General features: G+C 40.2%; 14 protein-coding genes. 1 reads left to right on the top strand and 13 read right to left on the bottom strand.

Annotation, left to right across the window (positions count from 1 at the left end; translation table 11 throughout):
• Nucleotides 1-160: 160 nt before the first annotated feature.
• The 7 genes from HC728_RS12400 to HC728_RS12370 form a co-directional block, all read right to left on the bottom strand.
• Nucleotides 161-877 (bottom strand): M48 family metallopeptidase, encoded by a 717-nt coding sequence (locus HC728_RS12400; RefSeq protein ID WP_130047857.1) that lies wholly within the window; start codon nt 875-877, stop codon nt 161-163.
• 1 nt (nt 878) lies between these two features.
• Nucleotides 879-4,097, bottom strand: coding sequence for a type I restriction endonuclease subunit R (locus tag HC728_RS12395; protein ID WP_190395551.1), 3,219 nt, complete (start codon nt 4,095-4,097; stop codon nt 879-881).
• Nucleotides 4,098-4,124: 27 nt separating this feature from the next.
• Nucleotides 4,125-4,862 carry an HNH endonuclease gene (locus tag HC728_RS12390; RefSeq protein ID WP_190395550.1) on the bottom strand — a complete coding sequence of 246 codons (738 nt, stop codon included), beginning with the start codon at nt 4,860-4,862 and terminating at the stop codon, nt 4,125-4,127.
• Nucleotides 4,863-4,865: 3 nt separating this feature from the next.
• On the bottom strand, nt 4,866-6,158 hold the full coding sequence (locus HC728_RS12385; RefSeq protein WP_190395549.1) for an AAA family ATPase: 1,293 nt from the start codon (nt 6,156-6,158) through the stop codon (nt 4,866-4,868).
• A 162-nt stretch (nt 6,159-6,320) separates the two neighbouring features.
• Entirely contained in the window at nt 6,321-7,604 is a 1,284-nt protein-coding gene (locus HC728_RS12380; protein ID WP_190395548.1) for a restriction endonuclease subunit S, read from the bottom strand.
• Entirely contained in the window at nt 7,597-9,360 is a 1,764-nt protein-coding gene (locus HC728_RS12375) for a type I restriction-modification system subunit M (RefSeq protein ID WP_190395547.1), read from the bottom strand. The genes HC728_RS12380 and HC728_RS12375 overlap by 8 nt, the downstream gene beginning before the upstream one ends.
• Before the next feature lie 198 nt (nt 9,361-9,558).
• Entirely contained in the window at nt 9,559-9,909 is a 351-nt protein-coding gene (locus tag HC728_RS12370) for a hypothetical protein (protein ID WP_190395546.1), read from the bottom strand.
• 154 nt (nt 9,910-10,063) lie between these two features.
• Here HC728_RS12370 and HC728_RS12365 point away from each other — a divergent pair, with 154 nt between their 5' ends.
• On the top strand, nt 10,064-11,254 hold the full coding sequence (locus HC728_RS12365) for a cystathionine beta-lyase (RefSeq protein ID WP_190395545.1): 1,191 nt from the start codon (nt 10,064-10,066) through the stop codon (nt 11,252-11,254).
• Between the two features lie 106 nt (nt 11,255-11,360).
• On the opposite strand, the gene HC728_RS12360 is transcribed toward HC728_RS12365, so the two are convergent.
• From HC728_RS12360 to HC728_RS12335, 6 genes are all read right to left on the bottom strand, one after another.
• The gene (locus HC728_RS12360) at nt 11,361-11,747 is read right to left on the bottom strand and encodes a DUF2750 domain-containing protein (protein ID WP_005419024.1); all 387 of its coding nucleotides are present in this window, start codon (nt 11,745-11,747) and stop codon (nt 11,361-11,363) included.
• Nucleotides 11,748-11,871: 124 nt separating this feature from the next.
• Nucleotides 11,872-14,949: an efflux RND transporter permease subunit gene (locus HC728_RS12355; protein WP_072054467.1), complete on the bottom strand. Its 3,078-nt coding sequence runs from the start codon at nt 14,947-14,949 to the stop codon at nt 11,872-11,874.
• Nucleotides 14,946-16,028 carry an efflux RND transporter periplasmic adaptor subunit gene (locus tag HC728_RS12350; RefSeq protein ID WP_190395544.1) on the bottom strand — a complete coding sequence of 361 codons (1,083 nt, stop codon included), beginning with the start codon at nt 16,026-16,028 and terminating at the stop codon, nt 14,946-14,948. The genes HC728_RS12355 and HC728_RS12350 overlap by 4 nt, the downstream gene beginning before the upstream one ends.
• A 2-nt stretch (nt 16,029-16,030) precedes the next feature.
• Complete coding sequence (locus HC728_RS12345; protein ID WP_065621920.1) at nt 16,031-17,065, bottom strand: efflux RND transporter periplasmic adaptor subunit; 1,035 nt, start codon at nt 17,063-17,065, stop codon at nt 16,031-16,033.
• 103 nt (nt 17,066-17,168) lie between these two features.
• Nucleotides 17,169-17,525, bottom strand: coding sequence for a DUF2799 domain-containing protein (locus HC728_RS12340; protein ID WP_012533241.1), 357 nt, complete (start codon nt 17,523-17,525; stop codon nt 17,169-17,171).
• Between the two features lie 130 nt (nt 17,526-17,655).
• Nucleotides 17,656-19,185, bottom strand: a complete 1,530-nt coding sequence (locus tag HC728_RS12335) for a fumarate hydratase (protein WP_012533296.1) — start codon at nt 19,183-19,185, stop codon at nt 17,656-17,658.
• Nucleotides 19,186-19,248: the final 63 nt, after the last annotated feature.

Genomic DNA, 19,248 nt, shown 5'->3' with positions numbered 1-19,248 from the left:
TGTTTATGTTTTAACATTGATACAGGTAATAACTTTTTGATCTAAGACAAGAAATGAAACAGGTTTATTTTATTGCAATAAAACTGTGAAGTAGAGCATTTACACTAATGATATGGATCACAAATATTATTCGTAATTTATTGATAATAAAAACAATAGATTAAACAATTAACTGGTGCCCGTTCTCTTTAAGCCATTTTTTACACTCTTGAAAATCTGGCATTACTCGTTCGACTTCTTTCCAAAACTGAGGTGAATGATCGTGATGAATGAGATGGCACAATTCATGAATCACCACATAATCCACTACGCGATTTGGCGCTTGCATAATTAACCAATTAAACTCTAAATCCCCGTAAGGCGTACAACTTCCCCAGCGGCTTTTAAACTCTTTAATACGAATAACCGCGGTTTCAACCCCTACCATCGGCGCATAGCGGTGAACTTTTTCACGAATTTTCTTTTCAGCATTCCGCTTATACCAATTCACCAAAGCGCGATTAATATACTGCGGTTGATGTTTAGGTTCAGGCACGGTGACCAAAATGCGCCCTGCGACCAATTTGGTTTGAGTCAGCTCACCCGCCACTACTTTTAAACGATAATTTCGCCCAAGGTAAGGGAAAGCTTCACCCGACACATACTCTCTCGTATTCGTTGGTGTCGCATGCTGATTTAACGCGAGCTTTTCGATAATCCACGCGTGCTTATCTGTAATTACCTTTTCTATGCGATCAAGATCGAGCCTTCTTGGTACAACAACAGTGACCTTTCCCTCTTCCACTTTAATGGACGCGGTTTTTCTGCGAGAAGTGCGCTCAATGTAAACGCAATAACTTTCTCGCTGGATCAGCTCTGTCTTTTTCTCTTTTGCCATGCTACTTATTTCCAAACTTGGTTTTCGCCAAGTCCATAAAGCGATCTTGTAGAACCGTCACCAAGGCCTTATCACCAAAGGATTGGTCAAGCACAGCACGTTTGATCTCTTTCTTCATGCGTTTTATTTCATCTTGCTTATTGAAGAAATCGACAATTTCCGTTGCTTCATCAAGCATAACCACTAACGCCTGGGTTACCGCTTTAATCTCATCATGGGTTGATTCGGCAATCACATCGCCATCACTGACGTTGGTGACTTCAGCGATAAGAATATTGTAAAAAGCGAACTCCGTTTCAGACAAACCGACATCTTGCGCCGCTTGTTGATACTGTGACCCAATATCCCCTCTCATTTCTAACATTAACTCAAGCTGCTGTGCCCATTTGCCTGCGGTTTTTTCGATAATGTCACGCAGACGTAAACTCAACGAACGGTAATATTCTGGGTCTTCATCCAAATTAATTGTAATGTGGTGCTTAATGGCACTTTCTATTTCAGAGGCTTTTGATTCGTCCGATTTAATCGCCGTAATGCTTTCTTTAAAATTAGCCGCTAACAAATCAATCGGTGCGATTTTTGGATCAACACCTGTACTAAGAATATGCTCATCCACCAATTGACGCACTTTGGCACCAATCTCGCTCATATCTAGCCCTTCGTCTCGAAATTTGGTTTTTGAGGCATTATGGATCTTGCCTAATAACTTCATATCAGGAATAAACGGAGCCGCTTCGGCATCAGGCAAGATAACGTTTAATTGCTTGGCAAACTGCTTAAATGCCATGTCAAACTGCGCTCGCACCGTTTCATCTTTTAATACTAAAACGTAATCATCAATATCATCACTCGGTTTGCCATTTTTAAGGACTTGCTTAAAGAATGACATGGCACGCGTATGCTTGGCTTTCAGCTTTGGTATTTCATCTTTTAAGCTTTGATACGAACCTTCTATATCATCACTGCTGAACAAGTCTAACGCCTCAGTAAGATGGGTCGCTAAGCCATGATAATCCACCACATAACCACACTCTTTGCCTTTATAGGTTCGGTTCACACGAGCAATGGCTTGCATTAACGTGTGATCTTGCAGCTTTCTGTCGATGTACATCACTTGAGCAATAGGTGCATCAAAGCCCGTTAACAGCATGTCTTTGACTATCAAAAAAGCGGTATTATTAAACTTTTTATTTTTCTCTTCAGTGCCTTGTTTATCGATACCAAAAGGCTTTTTAAAATTGGCGATAACCTTCTTTTGATGCACTTTATCTGTGTATTGAGAGAGGTACTTTTCATCATTGTGATCGCCAGAGATAATCACCTCTGAGTGAGGCGCACCTAATTCATCTAAAGTCTTTTTAAAAATAGCCGCCGCATGACGACTGCCCACCACGATCATTGCTTTAAAGCCATCAGGACGAATATGTTCTTTGTAGTGTTTGATTAAATCGATACACACCCAACGAATACGAGCAGGCGCTTCACGAACCGCCTTCTCTACACCGTATTTTCTTTTGATCTCACGTTGTTCTTCTTCAGTGTATTCACCAAAGTATTCTTCAAACAGCTTATCGAGTGAATCACCTGCGACTTCCGATTTCACTTCACGGCCTTCATAAAGCAATTTAACCGTTGCACCATCTTCTACCGCTTGGTTTATTTTGTATTCATCGATGTAACCACCAAACGCTTGACTCATTTTTTGAGTCTTCAGCAATGGTGTTCCTGTAAAACCAATTTTAGGCGCATTCGGTAACGCAGCATTAATCGTCATTGCCAAACCACCAAATTGGGTTCGGTGCGCTTCATCGGCCAAGACAATGATTTTGTCGCTTGGGTTTAAATCAACAAAACCTTCTGCTACCGTTTTTTGCTTCTCTTGTTCTTTTTCAAGATCGGCAAATTTTTGTACCATCGCGGTCACAAGATCAGAGCTGTCTTTCTTTAGTAATTCTTTTAATTCTGCCACGGAGCCTGCGTTATACACCGTCTCACCCTGCGCATCACGGAAGGTATTTGATAGCTGCTCATCAAGCTGAGTTCGGTCGGTAATAAACACCAATTTGTACTGTTTTAATTCTTCATCACGACGCATTTTTACAGCAAGCATCACCATGGTCAGCGATTTACCACTGCCTTGTGTATGCCAAACTACACCACTTCTTTCTTTTCGATCCTTGCCTGATTTCAAGCGTTCAATCACTTTATTAACGGCGCGATATTGCTGATAACGCGCCACTTTTTTAATTAAGCGACCATCATCAGTTTCAAATAAAATGAAGTTTTGCAGAATATCGAGAAAGTTTGAAATACTAAACATGCCCGCCAACAAACGCTGTTGCGCGGTGACCTCTGTTAATACCTCATAACTTGCTGCTGGCTCGGCGGCTTGTTGCCATTCATCATGCTCTGTTGAGTTACCTTCACTCTCGTCTAACGCATCATCAGGGATTTGAACCGTAATAGCAGAATGAAGCGGAACGATATTATCGCGTAATGACTGTTGTGCTAACTGTGCATCAGAAAAAGGATACGCGTCTTTCCAATCACCATAATGCTGACTGTTTGAGCTGATGGTGCCCACTTTGGCTTGATCTCGGCAAGTCGATACCATGAGTTGGTTATACCAAAACAGTTTTTCAGCCCCTTCGTGATCATCGGTATGGCGTAGATTCGCGTAACGGCACAATTGATTAATGCCATCACTCATTGGCACGGAGATATACGGTGATTTACACTCAATCACGGCGAGTGGAATGCCATTAACAAAGCAGACAATATCAGGAATGATGCTTTGGTTTGCGCCTTCTACTTTAAATTGGTTGGTACATAAGAATTCATTGTTGCTTGGGGTTTCAAAATCAACCAGTTTAACCGTCTGCCCTTTTCGTCCTTTGCCTAAATCTTGTTCTACTGAGAGATAATTAACCATGGTTTGATAGAAGGCGTGGTTATATTCCATTAAGGCGGCGAAATTGGGGTGCGTAACTTCACGAGAGACTTTGCGAAGGTTCTCATCACTTATCCACGGGTTAATGCGTTTAATCGCGGCTTCAAGGCGTTTGACTAACACCACATCACGCAGGTAAGTACGCTCAGGAACACCATCGGCACAGGCATAATCTGGCGACAGTTGTTTGCCTTGAATGTAAGTCCACCCTAGTTGAAGCAACTGAGCAATGGCAGGGGCTTCTACTTTATTGAATTCGTTGTTAGCCAAAATGTATTCTCTGCTAAAAAGAAGGGATTAAACTTTACCACCATGGGTAAGCCTATCTGAATTAGGTGCAGGCACGATTGAATTACCTGTTGTCATATCAAAACAACCGCTCACTTCGGTGCCTTCGAACGTCTGGATAAATCGAACTTTCATATCAGGATAAGCATTAAATACTTTCATCCAAATACTAAAAAAACCGGCTTGCTTAGCCATCATAGCTATTGCATCTTTTGTGCTGACACTATTAGGCTCGCTTTCCAATAATGATAAGGCGACTTGTGCCACCCCAAACGCTTCCATTCTTTGAGCGCTACGGTCTAAAGCAACTTGCTGATTATTTGAATCCGTAAATACTTGAACTGGTTTTTCTAGGCCGACTAAGCGCAGGGTATTTCTTGCCATGACCTTTTGACGAGGCAGCAACTGAGCTGAATAATGAACCGTACCATCAAAGTCGTAACTATAAGCGTAAAACGTATTATCACGGTCGGGAAAGAGTAACCGTTTAAAATCCACTTTTTTACTGCCTTTACAAGAATTACAATTTGTACACGCTAATAAAAAATTTGACCATTGTTTTTCTAAATGCGGCTGTCCATAAGCGCCATCTTTTGGCTCAATATGCTCAACGGCCAATAAGGTGACGATTTTCCTTTCACAATAACTGCAATATAAACCTAATCGACTAACCAGTTCTGGTTTAGCATCCTCGTATTTATTAAAGTCACCAGCAACTGGGGAAACGCCTTTTCTGATTGGTCGCATTATCTACTCCCCTAGTTTAGCGACTCGTTGCATTTCCAAAAAGGCTTGGAATGCCGGATTATCCGCATAAGGTGCTAATGAGTTAGCCAGTCTCTTTTTATATTGTTCAAGCTTATCTTCAGCCACCATATCCGTCTCACTTAGGGCTTTTAGGTATTCTGTCGCAACCCCTTTCATCTTGGAATATCTTTCACTGACTTCAGGTGAATTGACATTCATGATACCAACGGCAATGTCTTCTAAGGTTTTATTTGCGACCTGTACTGGCACTTGTCCATCAAGCATGATCAACTCTTCACTTGAGCGTAAAGATTGAATTAAAAATGGCGAATGCGTAGTGCAAATAAACTGAACATTTGGGAATGTAGTGCGTAAATCCTCAATGACATGACGTTGCCATTTTGGGTGCAAATGCAGATCAAGCTCATCGATTAAAACCACACCTTCTGTTTGTTCTAAAACAGCTTCACCAAGATGTGGGTTTAGTAATGCGGCTTTTTGAGCGATATCGGCGACTAAAGCTAACACACAGCGTTGACCGTCACTTAATAAATTAAATGGTTGAGGCTCTGCGTCTTTGAGCGTTAATAGTAACTCTTCTCTTTTAGGATCATAACGTAGCTGCTCTGCGTTATCGATACAACTGACCACGGCTTTACGAACGACCGTCAACATGGTTGGCTCTTTACCTAGCTGAAACGCTTGCCACTCTTGGCGAGCAAACCAAGCAACCAATTCTTTAAGGGCAATACGTGGATCAACACAATGCTTATAGCCATCAAGTCTGGATGGTTTGGCACTTGATTTAGTTAATGAGGGTTTGGCTTTCGATGCTTTAGGATCTTGCCATAAACGCATGGTGCCGTAATAGCTGATAAGAGGCAGTGAAATATCATCAGCAAGATTGTCATCACACGCTTTCGCTAATGAAATTAGATCGCCTGCGTTGCCATAACGAGTGTTGCCTGCTGGGGACTCTTTTGAACGCTCCCATGAAATGGCTTTTTCTTTTACCATTCCTGAGGCCGAAACAACTACAGGCCACGCCTCTATAAATTGAGCTTCATCTTCTTTTTCTACATACGATAAAGTAGCATCACTTGGCTCTAGTCGTTTTTTATCGTTCTTTTTCTTAAAACCAAGCAACCATGTTGCGATAGCGACAGAAACTGCATCCAGTACCGCTGTTTTACCTGTCGCATTTTGCCCAACAATTAAATTAACTTGAGGATGAAAACGAAATGTTTCGTCTTTATAACAACGAAAATTTTTAACTGATACGGTATGTAGTTTCATTGAGTTACCAACGTAAAGAAATATCTGCCTAACATCTTAACCTATAACCACTGTCTTTTCAGGTGGTTGCTTCACTATTTTTATGTCCCGACTTGGGGGGTAACTTGGGGGGTCATTGATAATAATCACCAATGACCCAAGGTGTAATTGACGCTAATGTGGTTATTCGCTGTCTACCTTTACTCGTACTTTACCGGTTAAGAGATCTTGCATAAGGGCTTTTTTGGTATTTTTTAGAGAACTTAATTTATATTCTTTTACTTTAATCTTATTAGAAATAGAAGCTATTACATCAGAGATTCTCATTTGTTCTTCTAAAGAAGGGGAAGGAATTAAATATTTTCCAAATTCGTTGAAATCAATACTTTCAACGGTATTGCCCGCCTTTAATGTTGCTCGTAACACTGTATGATTATGAGCTTGTAAATAATAAAATATGAAATTAACACAATAACCTTTAGATACAGAAAGAGCTTTCATATCTTGATTAATGGTTAGGTCACAAGTTGCAATTGCCACTGGTAACGTATGTTGTAAAATACCACTTCTTACAACCATCAAAAGCGAGTTTTTAGTTATTAAATTAGTAGATGACCCTTTAATTGCATCTTCCGTTATAAGATCTTTTGTGCGAGAGATTAAATCTAATTTCATATCTTTAGGAGATACCCAAGGTATTGAACCAGACCAATAATTCTTGTTTGATTTACTTGGTGTACCGCCACCTTTCCACTTTCCTGTATCTGATAACTTAACAACCTCCCACGCCTTCGGAATTCTACCCACTGGTGAATCTTTAAACTCGGTATGTGGTTTTCCATCTACACCGACACCGCGCGTTAGTAGCTCTTGCATCATGCCTGTTTTTAGGTCTTTGAGCTTGTTAATTTGCGCCTGTGTTTTTTCAATCACTTCATCGACAGAGGTGAGGATAGCGGCTATTTTTTGTTGTTCTGGGAGCGGTGGGAGTACAACATCCAATGTAACTAAGCGCTTCTGCTGAATGCCTAATGCAGTACTTCCCGTAGCATTTTCACGTAAAACATTTTGGAATTTTTCACTTCTAAGCTGTTGATACAAAAATCCTGATAACACTTTATTTTTATCATTCTTGAGTAAGATAACTCTTTGACTAAGAATATATTTATCATCATTTGGAACTAAAGCAACATTACCTAAAGGAGCTTCCATCGTAAATAAGACATCTCCTTTCTCTGTACTTCCTTTAGTCATCCACATTTGATAAAGGTCTTCTGATGCTAAATAGCATTCTTTTTGAAAGTTAACCTTTCCCATCTGTACGTTATTAGCAGACAAAGCTCGAATGTTACCACCACCCCACTCCATAGACAGCTTCTTAGGGGTCCTACCTCTAAAATCTATAATTTGCTTTATAACATTACCTAGTGGCGAGATAGCCCAACCTTCAGGCACAAACTCACTCATAACCCAACTCCTTCAAGTAACCTTGCATTACTTGTTCGGCTTCAGTCACCTGAGCATCTAACTCATGCAGTGATACTTGGTATTTGTCCCACCAGTGTTCTAGTTGGCTGATGATCTTCGCATCAACATCACCCACTTGTTCTTCAACAACCGCTCGGATCTGCTCTTTGCTTTCAATGCTTGGTTTGAATGCATAATAATCGTTGTCTTTTTTATCACTTTTTATATCAAAGACGGTCGATACATCAAAGCCGTTTAGCATCTCTTCTTGAATGTACTCGTCATTCACTTCACGCATTGGAATGCCACCGTGAAGGATTGCACGAACATCAAAGATCTCCGCCGGAGGTGATGTATCCGCATAACGGCGAATGTTAAGGTTAAAATCGTTCTCAGCAATTTCTGAGAATGGCACAACACGCGCATAACGCTTAATATCACACTGGCTTTCAAACGAGTGGTTTTCAAAGGTGGCGACAATTTTAGCGATGTCTTCTAGACGCAGTTTGTTTTGGTTTTTGCCCTCTGCAAATTCCAATTCACCATTAATGAACAACACCTTGCCTTTACGTGCGCTTGATTTGTTTTTATTAATGATAAGCAAACACGCAGGAATGCCCGTACCGTAGAATAACCCTGATGGTAAGCCCACCACGGCTTCTAATAAATCGTCTTCTAAAATCCCTTGGCGAATGGCTTTTTCACTTGAGCCACGGAATAACACCCCATGAGGCATAACCACGCCCACCATGCCTTCGCTGTTGGTGCTGGCGATCATGTGTTGCACAAAAGCTAAATCACCTGCGTCTTTTGGTGGAGTGCCGTAAGGGAAACGTCCAAAACCGTCGTTATCACACTCGTCTTTGCCCCACTTTTTCAGTGAGAACGGTGGGTTGGCAATAACACGGTCGAAACTCATTAGCTCGCCACCTTCGGTGTGCTGTGGGTCACGCAGTGTATCGCCTTTACGAATATCGGCATTTTGTACGCCATGTAAGAACATGTTCATCTTACAAATTGCCCATGTGTTCAAGTTCATCTCTTGACCATACAGTGACAAATTAGCGGCATTTTCACCCTGCTTTTCTAATTGGTTACGCGTTTGAACAAGCATGCCGCCCGACCCTGATGTTGGATCGTAAATACGCATTCCTGCATGGGGCTTTAATAGCTCAACCAATAGCTGAACCACTTCACTTGGGGTATAAAACTCGCCGCCTTTTTTGCCTGCGCTATCGGCAAACATTTTAATCAGGTATTCGTAAGCCGTACCCAGTAAATCAGGACGCTCAAAATCCTCATTACGTAAGCGATGTTTATTGAAATGCGACAGTAAATCTTGCAGCTTTTTATCTGACAGTTTGTTTTTGATGTTGAAGTCAATCGTCACTAACACGCCTTCTAGCGCCGAGTTGTATTCTTCAATTGATTCTGTCGCTTTGTTTAGCGTTTCACCAATGTTGTGCTTTACATCTTTAAGTGCTGACCAACGGGCATTTTCTGGGATAAAAAAGGTACTGTCGTATTCGTCTTCATCATTAGCTAGATCTTCAGCTTGAGCCTGAGTTTTGCCTTTGTCGAGGTAGTATTGAATGACTTTTTCTTGAGATTCTTCAAAGGCATCCGATAGGCGCTTTAAAAACATCATGCCGAAGATGTAATCTTTAAATTCAGACGCATCCATGTTACCACGAAGAATGTCGGCGGTTTCCCATAAGAAGGATTCGAGCTGTTGAAGAGAAAGCTTGTTAGTCATGCAATAGAGCCTAATTAATATAAATGGTAACGTGTATTAAGTAACACGTTTATTCAAACGAATTGATATGTGGTGGATTTTACGAGGTTATGCCGTTGGGGGCAATCGAACTGTAAGATAAACGTAGACAATAGATAAGAAAAAAGCCAACGAATCAATTCATTGGCTTTTGGAAGTCATGGAATAACTAAACTGCGATTAAGAACGCTTTGGCTGCTGGTAAGTTTTACCTGCTGCTTGGTACGTTTCTTTTTGCTTCATATCGAACATTGCATAGAAGAACCAAGCGATGAATTTAATAACATCATCACCTTCGTTCATGATCCACTCTGCAAGTTCTTGCTCTTCACCATTTTCGTCTTCATCAGTAAATACATGATAAATACGTTGCTCACCTTCTACTTCTGCAAGGCGGAACTGACCTGCTAGCGATTGAGCTGCTTCAACAATGTCTTGGTCTTCATATGTTTTTAAAGCTTCTAGCACTTGAGGAAGGTTTTCTTTTTGGCATAGTTCTTTAACTAGTGTTTCAAATTCATTCTGTTGCATTTTAATTCAACTCTTTTAGTCAACATGTCATCTAGATAGCGCAATTTTAGCAGTAATTAAAATTTATTCGATAGGAATTCGTTTTAATCCTTGATATTTCGCCTTCACTTTGGCTTTATGGAGGTATTATTTACTTATAATTGAATGGATTCAGATGTCAGATAAATTAGAGACCAAATACGTTACCGCAGGTCGCAGCAAGAAATGGACAAAAGGCGTGGTAAATCCACCGGTTCAACGCGCCTCTACCGTGGTATTTAATACCGTTGCTGAAAAAACGCACGCCATGATAAACCGCGCAAAACAAACGCTATTTTATGGACGCCGTGGCACTGAAACTCACTTCGCCCTACAAGATGCGATGGTTGAGCTCGAAGGTGGTACAGGCTGTGCGTTATATCCTTGTGGTACGGCTGCGATTGCCAATGCTATTTTATGTTTTGTAAAAACGGGCGATCATATTTTAATGGTTGATGGCTGTTATGAGCCTACTCGTGATTATTGTGACACTATCCTAAAGAAAATGGGGATTGAAACTACCTATTACGATCCAATGATTGGTGAAGGCATTCGTGATTTAATTAAACCAAATACGACGGTGCTATTCACTGAATCTCCGTGTTCTATCACGATGGAAGTTCAAGACGTTCCACTCCTTGCTCGTATCGCACACGAATCAGATATTGTGGTTATGCTTGATAATACTTGGGCTGCGGGTGTGAACTTCTCTCCTTTCGATCATGGCGTTGATATCTCTATTCAAGCCGCGACTAAATACATTGTCGGTCACTCTGATGTGATGCTTGGTACAGCAGTAGCGAATGAAAAGCATTGGGATCAACTGCGCGAGCAAAGCTATTTAATGGGGCAATGCATTTCACCTGATGACGCCTATTTAGCAATGCGTGGTTTACGCACTATGGGCGTTCGTCTAAAACAGCACGAAGCTAGCAGCATTAAAGTGGCTAAGTGGCTTGAGCAGCATCCACTGGTTGATCACGTTCGTCACCCTGCACTTGAAAGCTGCCCGGGCAATGAGTTTTATCAACGTGATTTTAAAGGCTGTAATGGCTTGTTCTCTTTTGTGCTAAAACAATCTGATAGCAAAGCGACAACGGCCCTGCTTGATGGCATGAGTCATTTTAGTATGGGTTATTCTTGGGGCGGGTTTGAAAGCTTGATCTTAGCGAATGAACCAAAAAGCTTTAATGCATTAAGAACAGTTGCTCATCCTCAGTTTGAAGGGACTTTGATCCGCGTTCATATTGGCCTAGAAGATGTGGATGATTTGATTCACGATTTAGAAGAAGGGTTAGCACGCTACCAAGAGACGCTATCTGCCTAATTCAGTAGTTTAATCTGGCGTTGAACACAAAAATGGCGATTACAGTTATACCTGTTAGTCGCCATTTTTATATCTGTCTGTATTTAATATCAATGCTGATAAAAAATTAACGCTTTCTTTCTTGTTTTGTTAATTCAAAATCGAATTCGTCGGGGAAAAGGACTTGCCCTTCTTCATTCTGATTTGGAAATACAACCACAGCTAACTCATCGTCTTCTAAACCGTTAGTCCAGCGACTATGCCATTTATTCAAAGAAATAGACTCTGCTTTACACACATCCCATTCACCTGTTGCCCAAGCTTCAGCGAACTCTTGATTTGGCCATACAGGAACACAATCTTCTTCCTCTGTGTTCAACATTACACAACCATGCTCATCGGTTAAAATCCAAATTTGACGATTTGCCACCACTTCTTTCATGAAGTAATTAAAGCGCTCTTCTTCATTGTAATTTTGGATTTTTTCTATTGCTTGTTGATCTAATTGGCTCATTTACTGTTCCTAATATGTGGACTGCATTTGTATTATCCAGATTGATACAGATAGAATATCACAAAAAAAGCCCATACTAGATATTCTAATATGGGCTTTTGAACATTTATTCTATGCGTCTATTTTAGTATTCCACTACTTTAATTCTGTGGAACATTCGATATAGAACTGGAACCACAATTAGAGTAAGAACGGTCGCAAAACCTAAACCGAACATAATCGTTACCGCCATTGGCTTAAAGAATATGTCAGGCAATAGAGGTATCATACCTAGAATTGTTGTAATCGCAGCCATACAAACAGGACGCACACGACTTAATGCCGCATCAACCACCGCATGATAAGGTTCTTTACCTGACTTGATTTCAATTTCAATCTGATCAAGCAGTACGATACCATTTTTCAACAGCATACCACTCAAGCTCAAGAAACCGAGTAAGGCCATAAAGCCAAACGGCGTATTAAGCAGCAATAAACCACTGGTTACACCAATAATAGCTAATGGTACCGTTAACCACACAATTACAGACTCTTTCACACTGTTAAATAAGAAAACAGTAACTAAGAACATGAATAGATAACCCAATGGCATCGTTTGGAATAATGATGCCTGAGCATCACGAGACGATTCATATTCACCGCCCCACTCTAAACTGTAACCCGTAGGAAAATCGATCGCCTCAATTTGTGTTTGTAATCGTTTCTGCAATGTTGCTGCAGTTTCTTCACCTAAAATATCAGGGTCAGCCATTACGGTCAGCATACGCTTACGGTTTTTACGTACGATTTGTGGATCTTCCCAAATCACATCATAACCAAGTACAACTTGCTGTAATGGGATGTATTGAGACAGAGCTGGACTCCAAATTTTCATGCCTTCAATCGTACTAATATCAACACGTTCATTCTCAGGTAAACGAGTAACAATAGGCATCAATGTTGTACCATCACGGTATACACCGATTGCTTTACCAGAGAATGCCATCTCTAATAGTTCGTTTACATCTGTCTTTGAGATACCGTAACGACGAGCTTGACTCTCATTAAACTGAGGCTCAAGTACTTTTGTACGCTCACGCCAGTCATGACGTACATTCGTTGCTCCCGGATCATTATGCATAATATCGATAACTTGTGCAGCTAAACCACGTAATACTGTCGGATCAGCACCAACAATACGCGCTTCTACTTTTGCACCGCCACCAGGCCCTAATTCAATTTGTTTTAACTTATACTGAATTTGCGGATATTGATCTTCGATATGCTGACGGAATTTCGCCATTAATGGCTGTAAAGCTTCATAGTTATCAACACGTGTCATTATCTCACCATAAGCTGCATAGCTTTTCTCTGGTGCATAAGTCAACATGAAACGCTGTAAACCTTTGCCAGCGGTTGTTGTTACGTGTTCAATATGTTGTTGTTCTAATATCCACTCTTCTAATTCTTTTAATGTCGCATTAGTTGAACGAATATCGGTTCCTTCAGGCATCCATACATCCACCATGAAGATTGGCGTTGTTGATGATGGGAAGAAAGATTGTTTAACTTTGGTAAAGCCATATAAGCTACCACCAAGAGCAATAACAAGCACAACCATGGTCGCAACTGAGTAACGCATACAGAATTCAAGGAAGCGCTTATAAATAACGAAGATCATTCCATTGTATGGATCTTTCTCTTCAAGACTCTCTTCTTCGCTTTGTACTCTCTCTTTAAAGAATAATGAAGCAAAGAAAGGCGTAAGTGAAATAGCAGTAAACCAACTTAGCATTAACGAAATTAGCAACACGCTAAATAATGTTCCACAATATTCACCGGTCGCATCATCAGATAAACCAATTGGTGCAAACGCGGTTACCGCAATAACCGTTGCTCCTAACAATGGCCATTTTGTTTGTGTCACAATATCGGTAGCAGCTTGTAAACGCGTCCTTCCTTTTTGCATCCCGATAAGTATGCCTTCGACCACCACAATGGCGTTATCTACGAGCATACCGAGAGCAATAACCAGTGCACCAAGAGAAATACGTTGCAAATCAATAGCAAAATACTTCATAAAGACGAAAGTACCAGCAACGGTCAATAATAGGATAAGACCAATTAATAGACCTGAACGTACTCCCATAAAGAAAAGTAAAACGATAATTACAATCGCAACAGCCTGACCAAGACTGACTACAAAACCACTTACCGATTTATCAACTTCTTTTGGTTGACTGTAAATTTCAGAGATATCAATACCAATAGGCTGCTGCTCTTTAAGCTCAGCCATTCGTTGGTCAACTAATTTACCGATTTCAACTACGTTAACACCTGCACTAAATGAAACACCCAGGTTTAAAGCAAAATTACCATTAAAGTTAACAATATTACTTGGCACTTCAACATAACCACGCTTAACTTCCGCGATGTCTTTTAAATAAATCAGCCCTTGAGCGCCACCATCAGTAATGATTAAATCACCAAGTTGTGCCACATCTTCAAACTCCCCTGTTGGGTGAATTTGAATATATTCCGTTCCGATTTTTACAGCACCAGCACTCGATACCGTATTTTGATTAGACAATAAGCTATACAACGTCTGAGGAGAAATTCCTAAACTTGTCATACGCTTTAATGATGCTTCAATAAAAACTTGCTCTTGTTGAACACCACTAACAGATACTTTACTAACGCCATCAACAAGCTCTAATTCACGACGCAAATAATCAACATAATCTAGGATTTCTTTATATGAGTAGCCTTTTCCTGTTACAGCTAAAAGCACCCCATAAACATCACCAAAATCATCGATAACTGATGGTTCACCAACACCTGGTGGTAATTGACGTTTCAAGTCATTGACCTTACGGCGCAATTCATCCCAAATTTGCGGTAAATCATCAGGACCATAATTGTTTTTCATAGTCACAGTGATCTGAGACAGACCACGACTAGATAACGAATTAACTTCATCTACATAAGTTAACTGTTGAATTGCTTTTTCTAGTGGATAGGTTACTTCTTCTTCCACTTGCTCTGGTGTCGCTCCAGGGTAATTCGTTACGACCATAGCATCTTTAATGGTAAACGCTGGGTCTTCTAAACGGCCTAAACCAAAAAATGCGGATGTACCACCAATCATAAAGATCAGTGTTAGCATCCAACTGATGACTTTATTCTGTATGAAATAAGCTGCAATTCCTTTTTCTTGGCTCATTTTTTCTCCTCCGCATTAATAACATTCACTGACATGCCATCACGCAGTCGTGATACCCCTGCTATTACAATGCGATCACCGGTTGATAAACCTTCAACAACTCGTAAACCAGATGAGGTCGCTTTTGTCGTTACTACTTTTTGTTTTTTCACTGTATTGTTTTCATCAACAAGCCATACGTATTTTTCAGCAAGATCAATAGTGTCACCATCTTCATTAAAAATGGCTTCAATAGGAATTACCATCCCAGCTTGAGTTGATAAACGAATTTCACTTTCACTCGTTGCCACCTCAACTGCCATACCATCCAATATAAATTGGTCTTCAGGCATAGGCATTGTCAGTGTAACTAGATATGCGCCTGAATCAGGATCAGGCTCAGTGGTGTATTCCTTAATTCTTGCAGAGTAGCTCTCACCACTATCAAGACGGACGGTTGCTTTAATGCTTTCAATTATTTCTTTATTTGGTTGCTTTGCATAAAGCTTGTCAGGTACTTGAACAATAATATCTACCGCATCTCGGTTATTAATATTAACGATCTGTTGCCCTACTTGAATATTTTCAAATTGCTCAACACTTACTCGAGAAATAACACCATCAATTGGCGCCTTTAACTCTGTAAAACTTAAACGCAATTTTGCTAACTCTAAATCCGCCAATGCAATTTGTCGTTGCGCTGCTAACTCATCGAATTGTGATTTGGCTAACAAGCCTTTATCAACTAACGGTTTTGAACGCTTATATTGACTGTTTGCTACGTTATAACGAGCTCTAGCATTATCAACATCAATGTTGTAGTCGGTTTTATCTAACACAGCTAAAACTTGACCTTTTTTAACGATTTCCCCTGCTTTTATATTTAGCTCTTTAATCTCACCAGAAAGTCGAAAACTTAGATGAGATCGGTCAGCAGCAGTGGCTACCGCAGGAAGATAAAGGCGATCGCTTACCCCATTTGAATTAATGTCTTTAATCACAACGTTCGGTATTTCTACAATCGTTTCCGTTGGAGCAGGATTACAGGCAGTAAGGAATAACGTGCTGGAAAGTAAAGATAGTTTCATTAATCTTTGCATTATTATAATCCTCTTTCCTTAACCCACTTACGGACTTTCATTCCCTCTTCTAGCCCTGCGATACCTGAAGATACAATTTGATCTGAATCTTCAATTCCAGAGACTATCTGGCGTTTCTCATTTAATTCCACAGCCACTTTTTCAACAATTCCATCTTCTTTCACACGCCATACATACGTGGTATCACCATCTTGATCGATAGCTGAAAGTGGCAGCTTTTCACTTCCTCCCTTAGGAATAGTTACTTTCACTTGACCAGACATCCCCGGAAGTATCCCTAAATCTTTAGGACGAGGCATACTCATTTTTACCGTGTAACTCGATGTTTTACGATCAGCTTCAGTATCTATTTCTTCAAATTCAAGAGGAAAAGTAGAGTTTGGAAACGAATCAAATGAAACTGTTGCTGATACATCGGTAAAACTAAAACGTTGAAGCAGATAATCCGGAAGTTGAAAAACAACATACAAAATGTCGTTGGTTTGAATATGCATAATCGATTGTTTCGCATTTACATATTCAAAGTTTTCTGTAGGAAGAAGTGAAATCGTACCGTCATATGGTGCTATAAGCTTAGTGTAGCTTAAATTTGCCGTCGCTTGATCAAGAGACGCTTTGGCTGTTTTTCTATTTGCTACCGCAGTATCATAATCTTGTTCTGATACCACTTTATCTTTTCTGAGCTTTTTAATTCGTTGATATTGTACATCAATTAAACGATATTGTGCTTGAGCCTGTTTTTGAATTAATCGATATTCATCAGGATTAATGGTGGCTAACAACCCACCTTTATTGACCGATTGCCCAGCATGCACATCTAACGTATTTAATTGCCCAGGAACCCTAAAAGCCAAAACGGCTTTATCACCCGCTTCTGCTTTTGCCGGAAATAAGCGTGAGGTCTCGTGCTCACCAACAGAAACGGTTAAGATCTTTGCTGGACGAGAGTCAGGCTCTGCAATACTAGGCTCTTTACTGTCACACCCTGCGAGTAAGACGGTGCTAAGTACTGCGGCTATTGCAGTCTTTTTGAACATATGCCGTTCCTTGTCATTATTAATTGATTACATAAAGAATTATTGCCCATATTTATTTGTTCATCCAGTCAACAAATAAAATTAGTTATAAAAAACAATGTTTTTATTCTTTTTTATGCTTTTTGCCTTTTTGATATTCATCAGAGTAATTAGAATCAATTTGATCACATAGTCCGAAATAAGGTTCTTCACTTAATCCCAATATATATGGATTTTGAGAACAATAGACTTTTGTGCCAGCTTCATGACCCTTTACATAACCATTATAGAATTCGGTTGTAATTTTTTCTTCAGGGTAACGATCAACAAGTCGTGATTCTGTCTGCAATAAAAAACCATTTTTCGCTCTAGCTTCACCGATTGCGAACCAATCATCAACGTTCTTTTCTTGTTCTACATCATCAGAGGAGGCGCACCCAACAAGTACTGTAATGAATAACCCAATTGTTAACTTCTTCATTGTTCCCTCATTTATTTATCAAATAGTTACTTATATATTACACCCAAATGATTAACATAAAAGACACAAAAATAAAAAAAGCACTCAAAATGAGTGCTTTTTCATTATTTAAGAAGCTTTATGATGTAAATTAATTGCTCATTTCAGCAATTTTCACCTTCCATGTATCAGGACCAATTTGATGTGCATTGACACCTGTTGAGTCAACAGCCACTGTTACTGGCATATCTTCAACTTCAAATTCGTAAATAGCTTCCATTCCAAGATCTTCAAAAGCAACAACACGTGCTTTTTTAATCGCTTTAGCAACCAAGTAAGCAGCACCACCAACGGCCATTAAATATACCGCTTTGTTTTCTTTAATAGATGCAACCGTTGCTGGACCACGTTCCGCTTTACCTATCATGCCAGTTAAGCCTGTAGCTAACATCATATCGGTAAATTTATCCATGCGAGTAGATGTCGTTGGGCCAGCAGGGCCTACCGCTTCATCACCTACAGCATCAACAGGGCCAACGTAGTAAATGAACTTACCATTAAAGTCTACACCTTCTGGCAGACCTTCACCGCTTTCAATCATACCTTGAAGACGCTTATGTGCTGCATCACGACCTGTTAGAATTTTGCCATTTAGCAAGATCGTTTCGCCCGTTTTCCACTCTTGAACGTCTTCTTTTGTTATTTCATCAAGATTTACTCGACGAGTGTTTGCACCCGCTTTCCAGGTTATATCAGGCCATTCTTCTAATTTAGGAGGCTGGAGATCAGCAGGGCCTGTACCATCAAGAGTAAAATGTACATGACGAGTCGCTGCACAGTTAGGAATTAAACACACAGGTTTTGATGCTGCATGTGTTGGTGCAGATTTAATTTTCACATCAACAACGGTAGTAAGTCCGCCAAGACCTTGAGCTCCGATGCCTAATTTATTAACACGGTTAAAAATATCAAGACGCAGTTCTTCTTCTGCATTCTGAGGGCCTCGCTCAATAAGGTCTTGAATATCAATGTGTTCCATTAATGCTTCTTTAGCTAATACCGCTGCTTTCTCAGCCGTACCGCCAACACCTATACCAAGCATACCTGGAGGACACCAACCCGCACCCATTGTTGGAAGTGTCTTTTCTACCCACTCAGCAATATCATCTGATGGATTTAACATTACCATTTTAGTCTTATTTTCAGAACCACCGCCTTTCGCAGCAATTTGAATCTCGACTTTGTTTCCCGGCACCATATTAATATGAACCACTGCTGGCGTATTATCTTTTGTATTTATACGTTTACCAGCCGGATCAGATAATACTGAGGCCCTTAATGGATTATCAGGATTGGTATAAGCTTGACGAGTACCTTCATCAATCATTTGTTGAACCGTTAAGTCTCCTTCCCACCTAACGTTCATACCAATATTTACAAAGCAAGTCACAATTCCCGTATCTTGACAGATAGGACGACGCCCTTCTGCTGACATACGAGAATTAATAAGGATTTGTGCAAGTGCATCTTTTGCAGCTTGGCTTTCTTCTCGGTGATACGCTTTTTCAAGTGCTTGAACAAAATCTAGCGGATGATAATAAGATATATATTGCAGAGCATCGGCTACAGAACTGATCACATCTTCATTACGAATCAATGTTTCTTGGTGAACGTTAATCATAGGGCCCTCTTTTTATAAGCTTCCATGGCAATTAAGGATGATTTTTATTGTGTATGACGTGAG

The organism is Aliivibrio sp. S10_S31 (assembly GCF_014694495.1).
Lineage (GTDB): Bacteria > Pseudomonadota > Gammaproteobacteria > Enterobacterales > Vibrionaceae > Aliivibrio > Aliivibrio fischeri.
The sequence above is the reverse complement of the archived record's forward strand: the minus strand, read 5'-3'. Positions and strand labels throughout refer to the sequence as shown.

Excerpts from the sequence above, each read along its gene's own strand:
- HC728_RS12400 (WP_130047857.1), bottom strand. The coding sequence starts at position 877 with ATGGCAAAAGAGAAAAAGACAGAGCTGATCCAGCGAGAAAGTTATTGC.
- HC728_RS12390 (WP_190395550.1), bottom strand. The coding sequence starts at position 4,862 with ATGCGACCAATCAGAAAAGGCGTTTCCCCAGTTGCTGGTGACTTTAAT.
- HC728_RS12385 (WP_190395549.1), bottom strand. The coding sequence starts at position 6,158 with ATGAAACTACATACCGTATCAGTTAAAAATTTTCGTTGTTATAAAGAC.
- HC728_RS12380 (WP_190395548.1), bottom strand. The coding sequence starts at position 7,604 with ATGAGTGAGTTTGTGCCTGAAGGTTGGGCTATCTCGCCACTAGGTAAT.
- HC728_RS12375 (WP_190395547.1), bottom strand. The coding sequence starts at position 9,360 with ATGACTAACAAGCTTTCTCTTCAACAGCTCGAATCCTTCTTATGGGAA.
- HC728_RS12370 (WP_190395546.1), bottom strand. The coding sequence starts at position 9,909 with ATGCAACAGAATGAATTTGAAACACTAGTTAAAGAACTATGCCAAAAA.
- HC728_RS12365 (WP_190395545.1), top strand. The coding sequence starts at position 10,064 with ATGTCAGATAAATTAGAGACCAAATACGTTACCGCAGGTCGCAGCAAG.
- HC728_RS12360 (WP_005419024.1), bottom strand. The coding sequence starts at position 11,747 with ATGAGCCAATTAGATCAACAAGCAATAGAAAAAATCCAAAATTACAAT.
- HC728_RS12355 (WP_072054467.1), bottom strand. The coding sequence starts at position 14,949 with ATGAGCCAAGAAAAAGGAATTGCAGCTTATTTCATACAGAATAAAGTC.
- HC728_RS12350 (WP_190395544.1), bottom strand. The coding sequence starts at position 16,028 with ATGCAAAGATTAATGAAACTATCTTTACTTTCCAGCACGTTATTCCTT.
- HC728_RS12345 (WP_065621920.1), bottom strand. The coding sequence starts at position 17,065 with ATGTTCAAAAAGACTGCAATAGCCGCAGTACTTAGCACCGTCTTACTC.
- HC728_RS12340 (WP_012533241.1), bottom strand. The coding sequence starts at position 17,525 with ATGAAGAAGTTAACAATTGGGTTATTCATTACAGTACTTGTTGGGTGC.
- HC728_RS12335 (WP_012533296.1), bottom strand. The coding sequence starts at position 19,185 with ATGATTAACGTTCACCAAGAAACATTGATTCGTAATGAAGATGTGATC.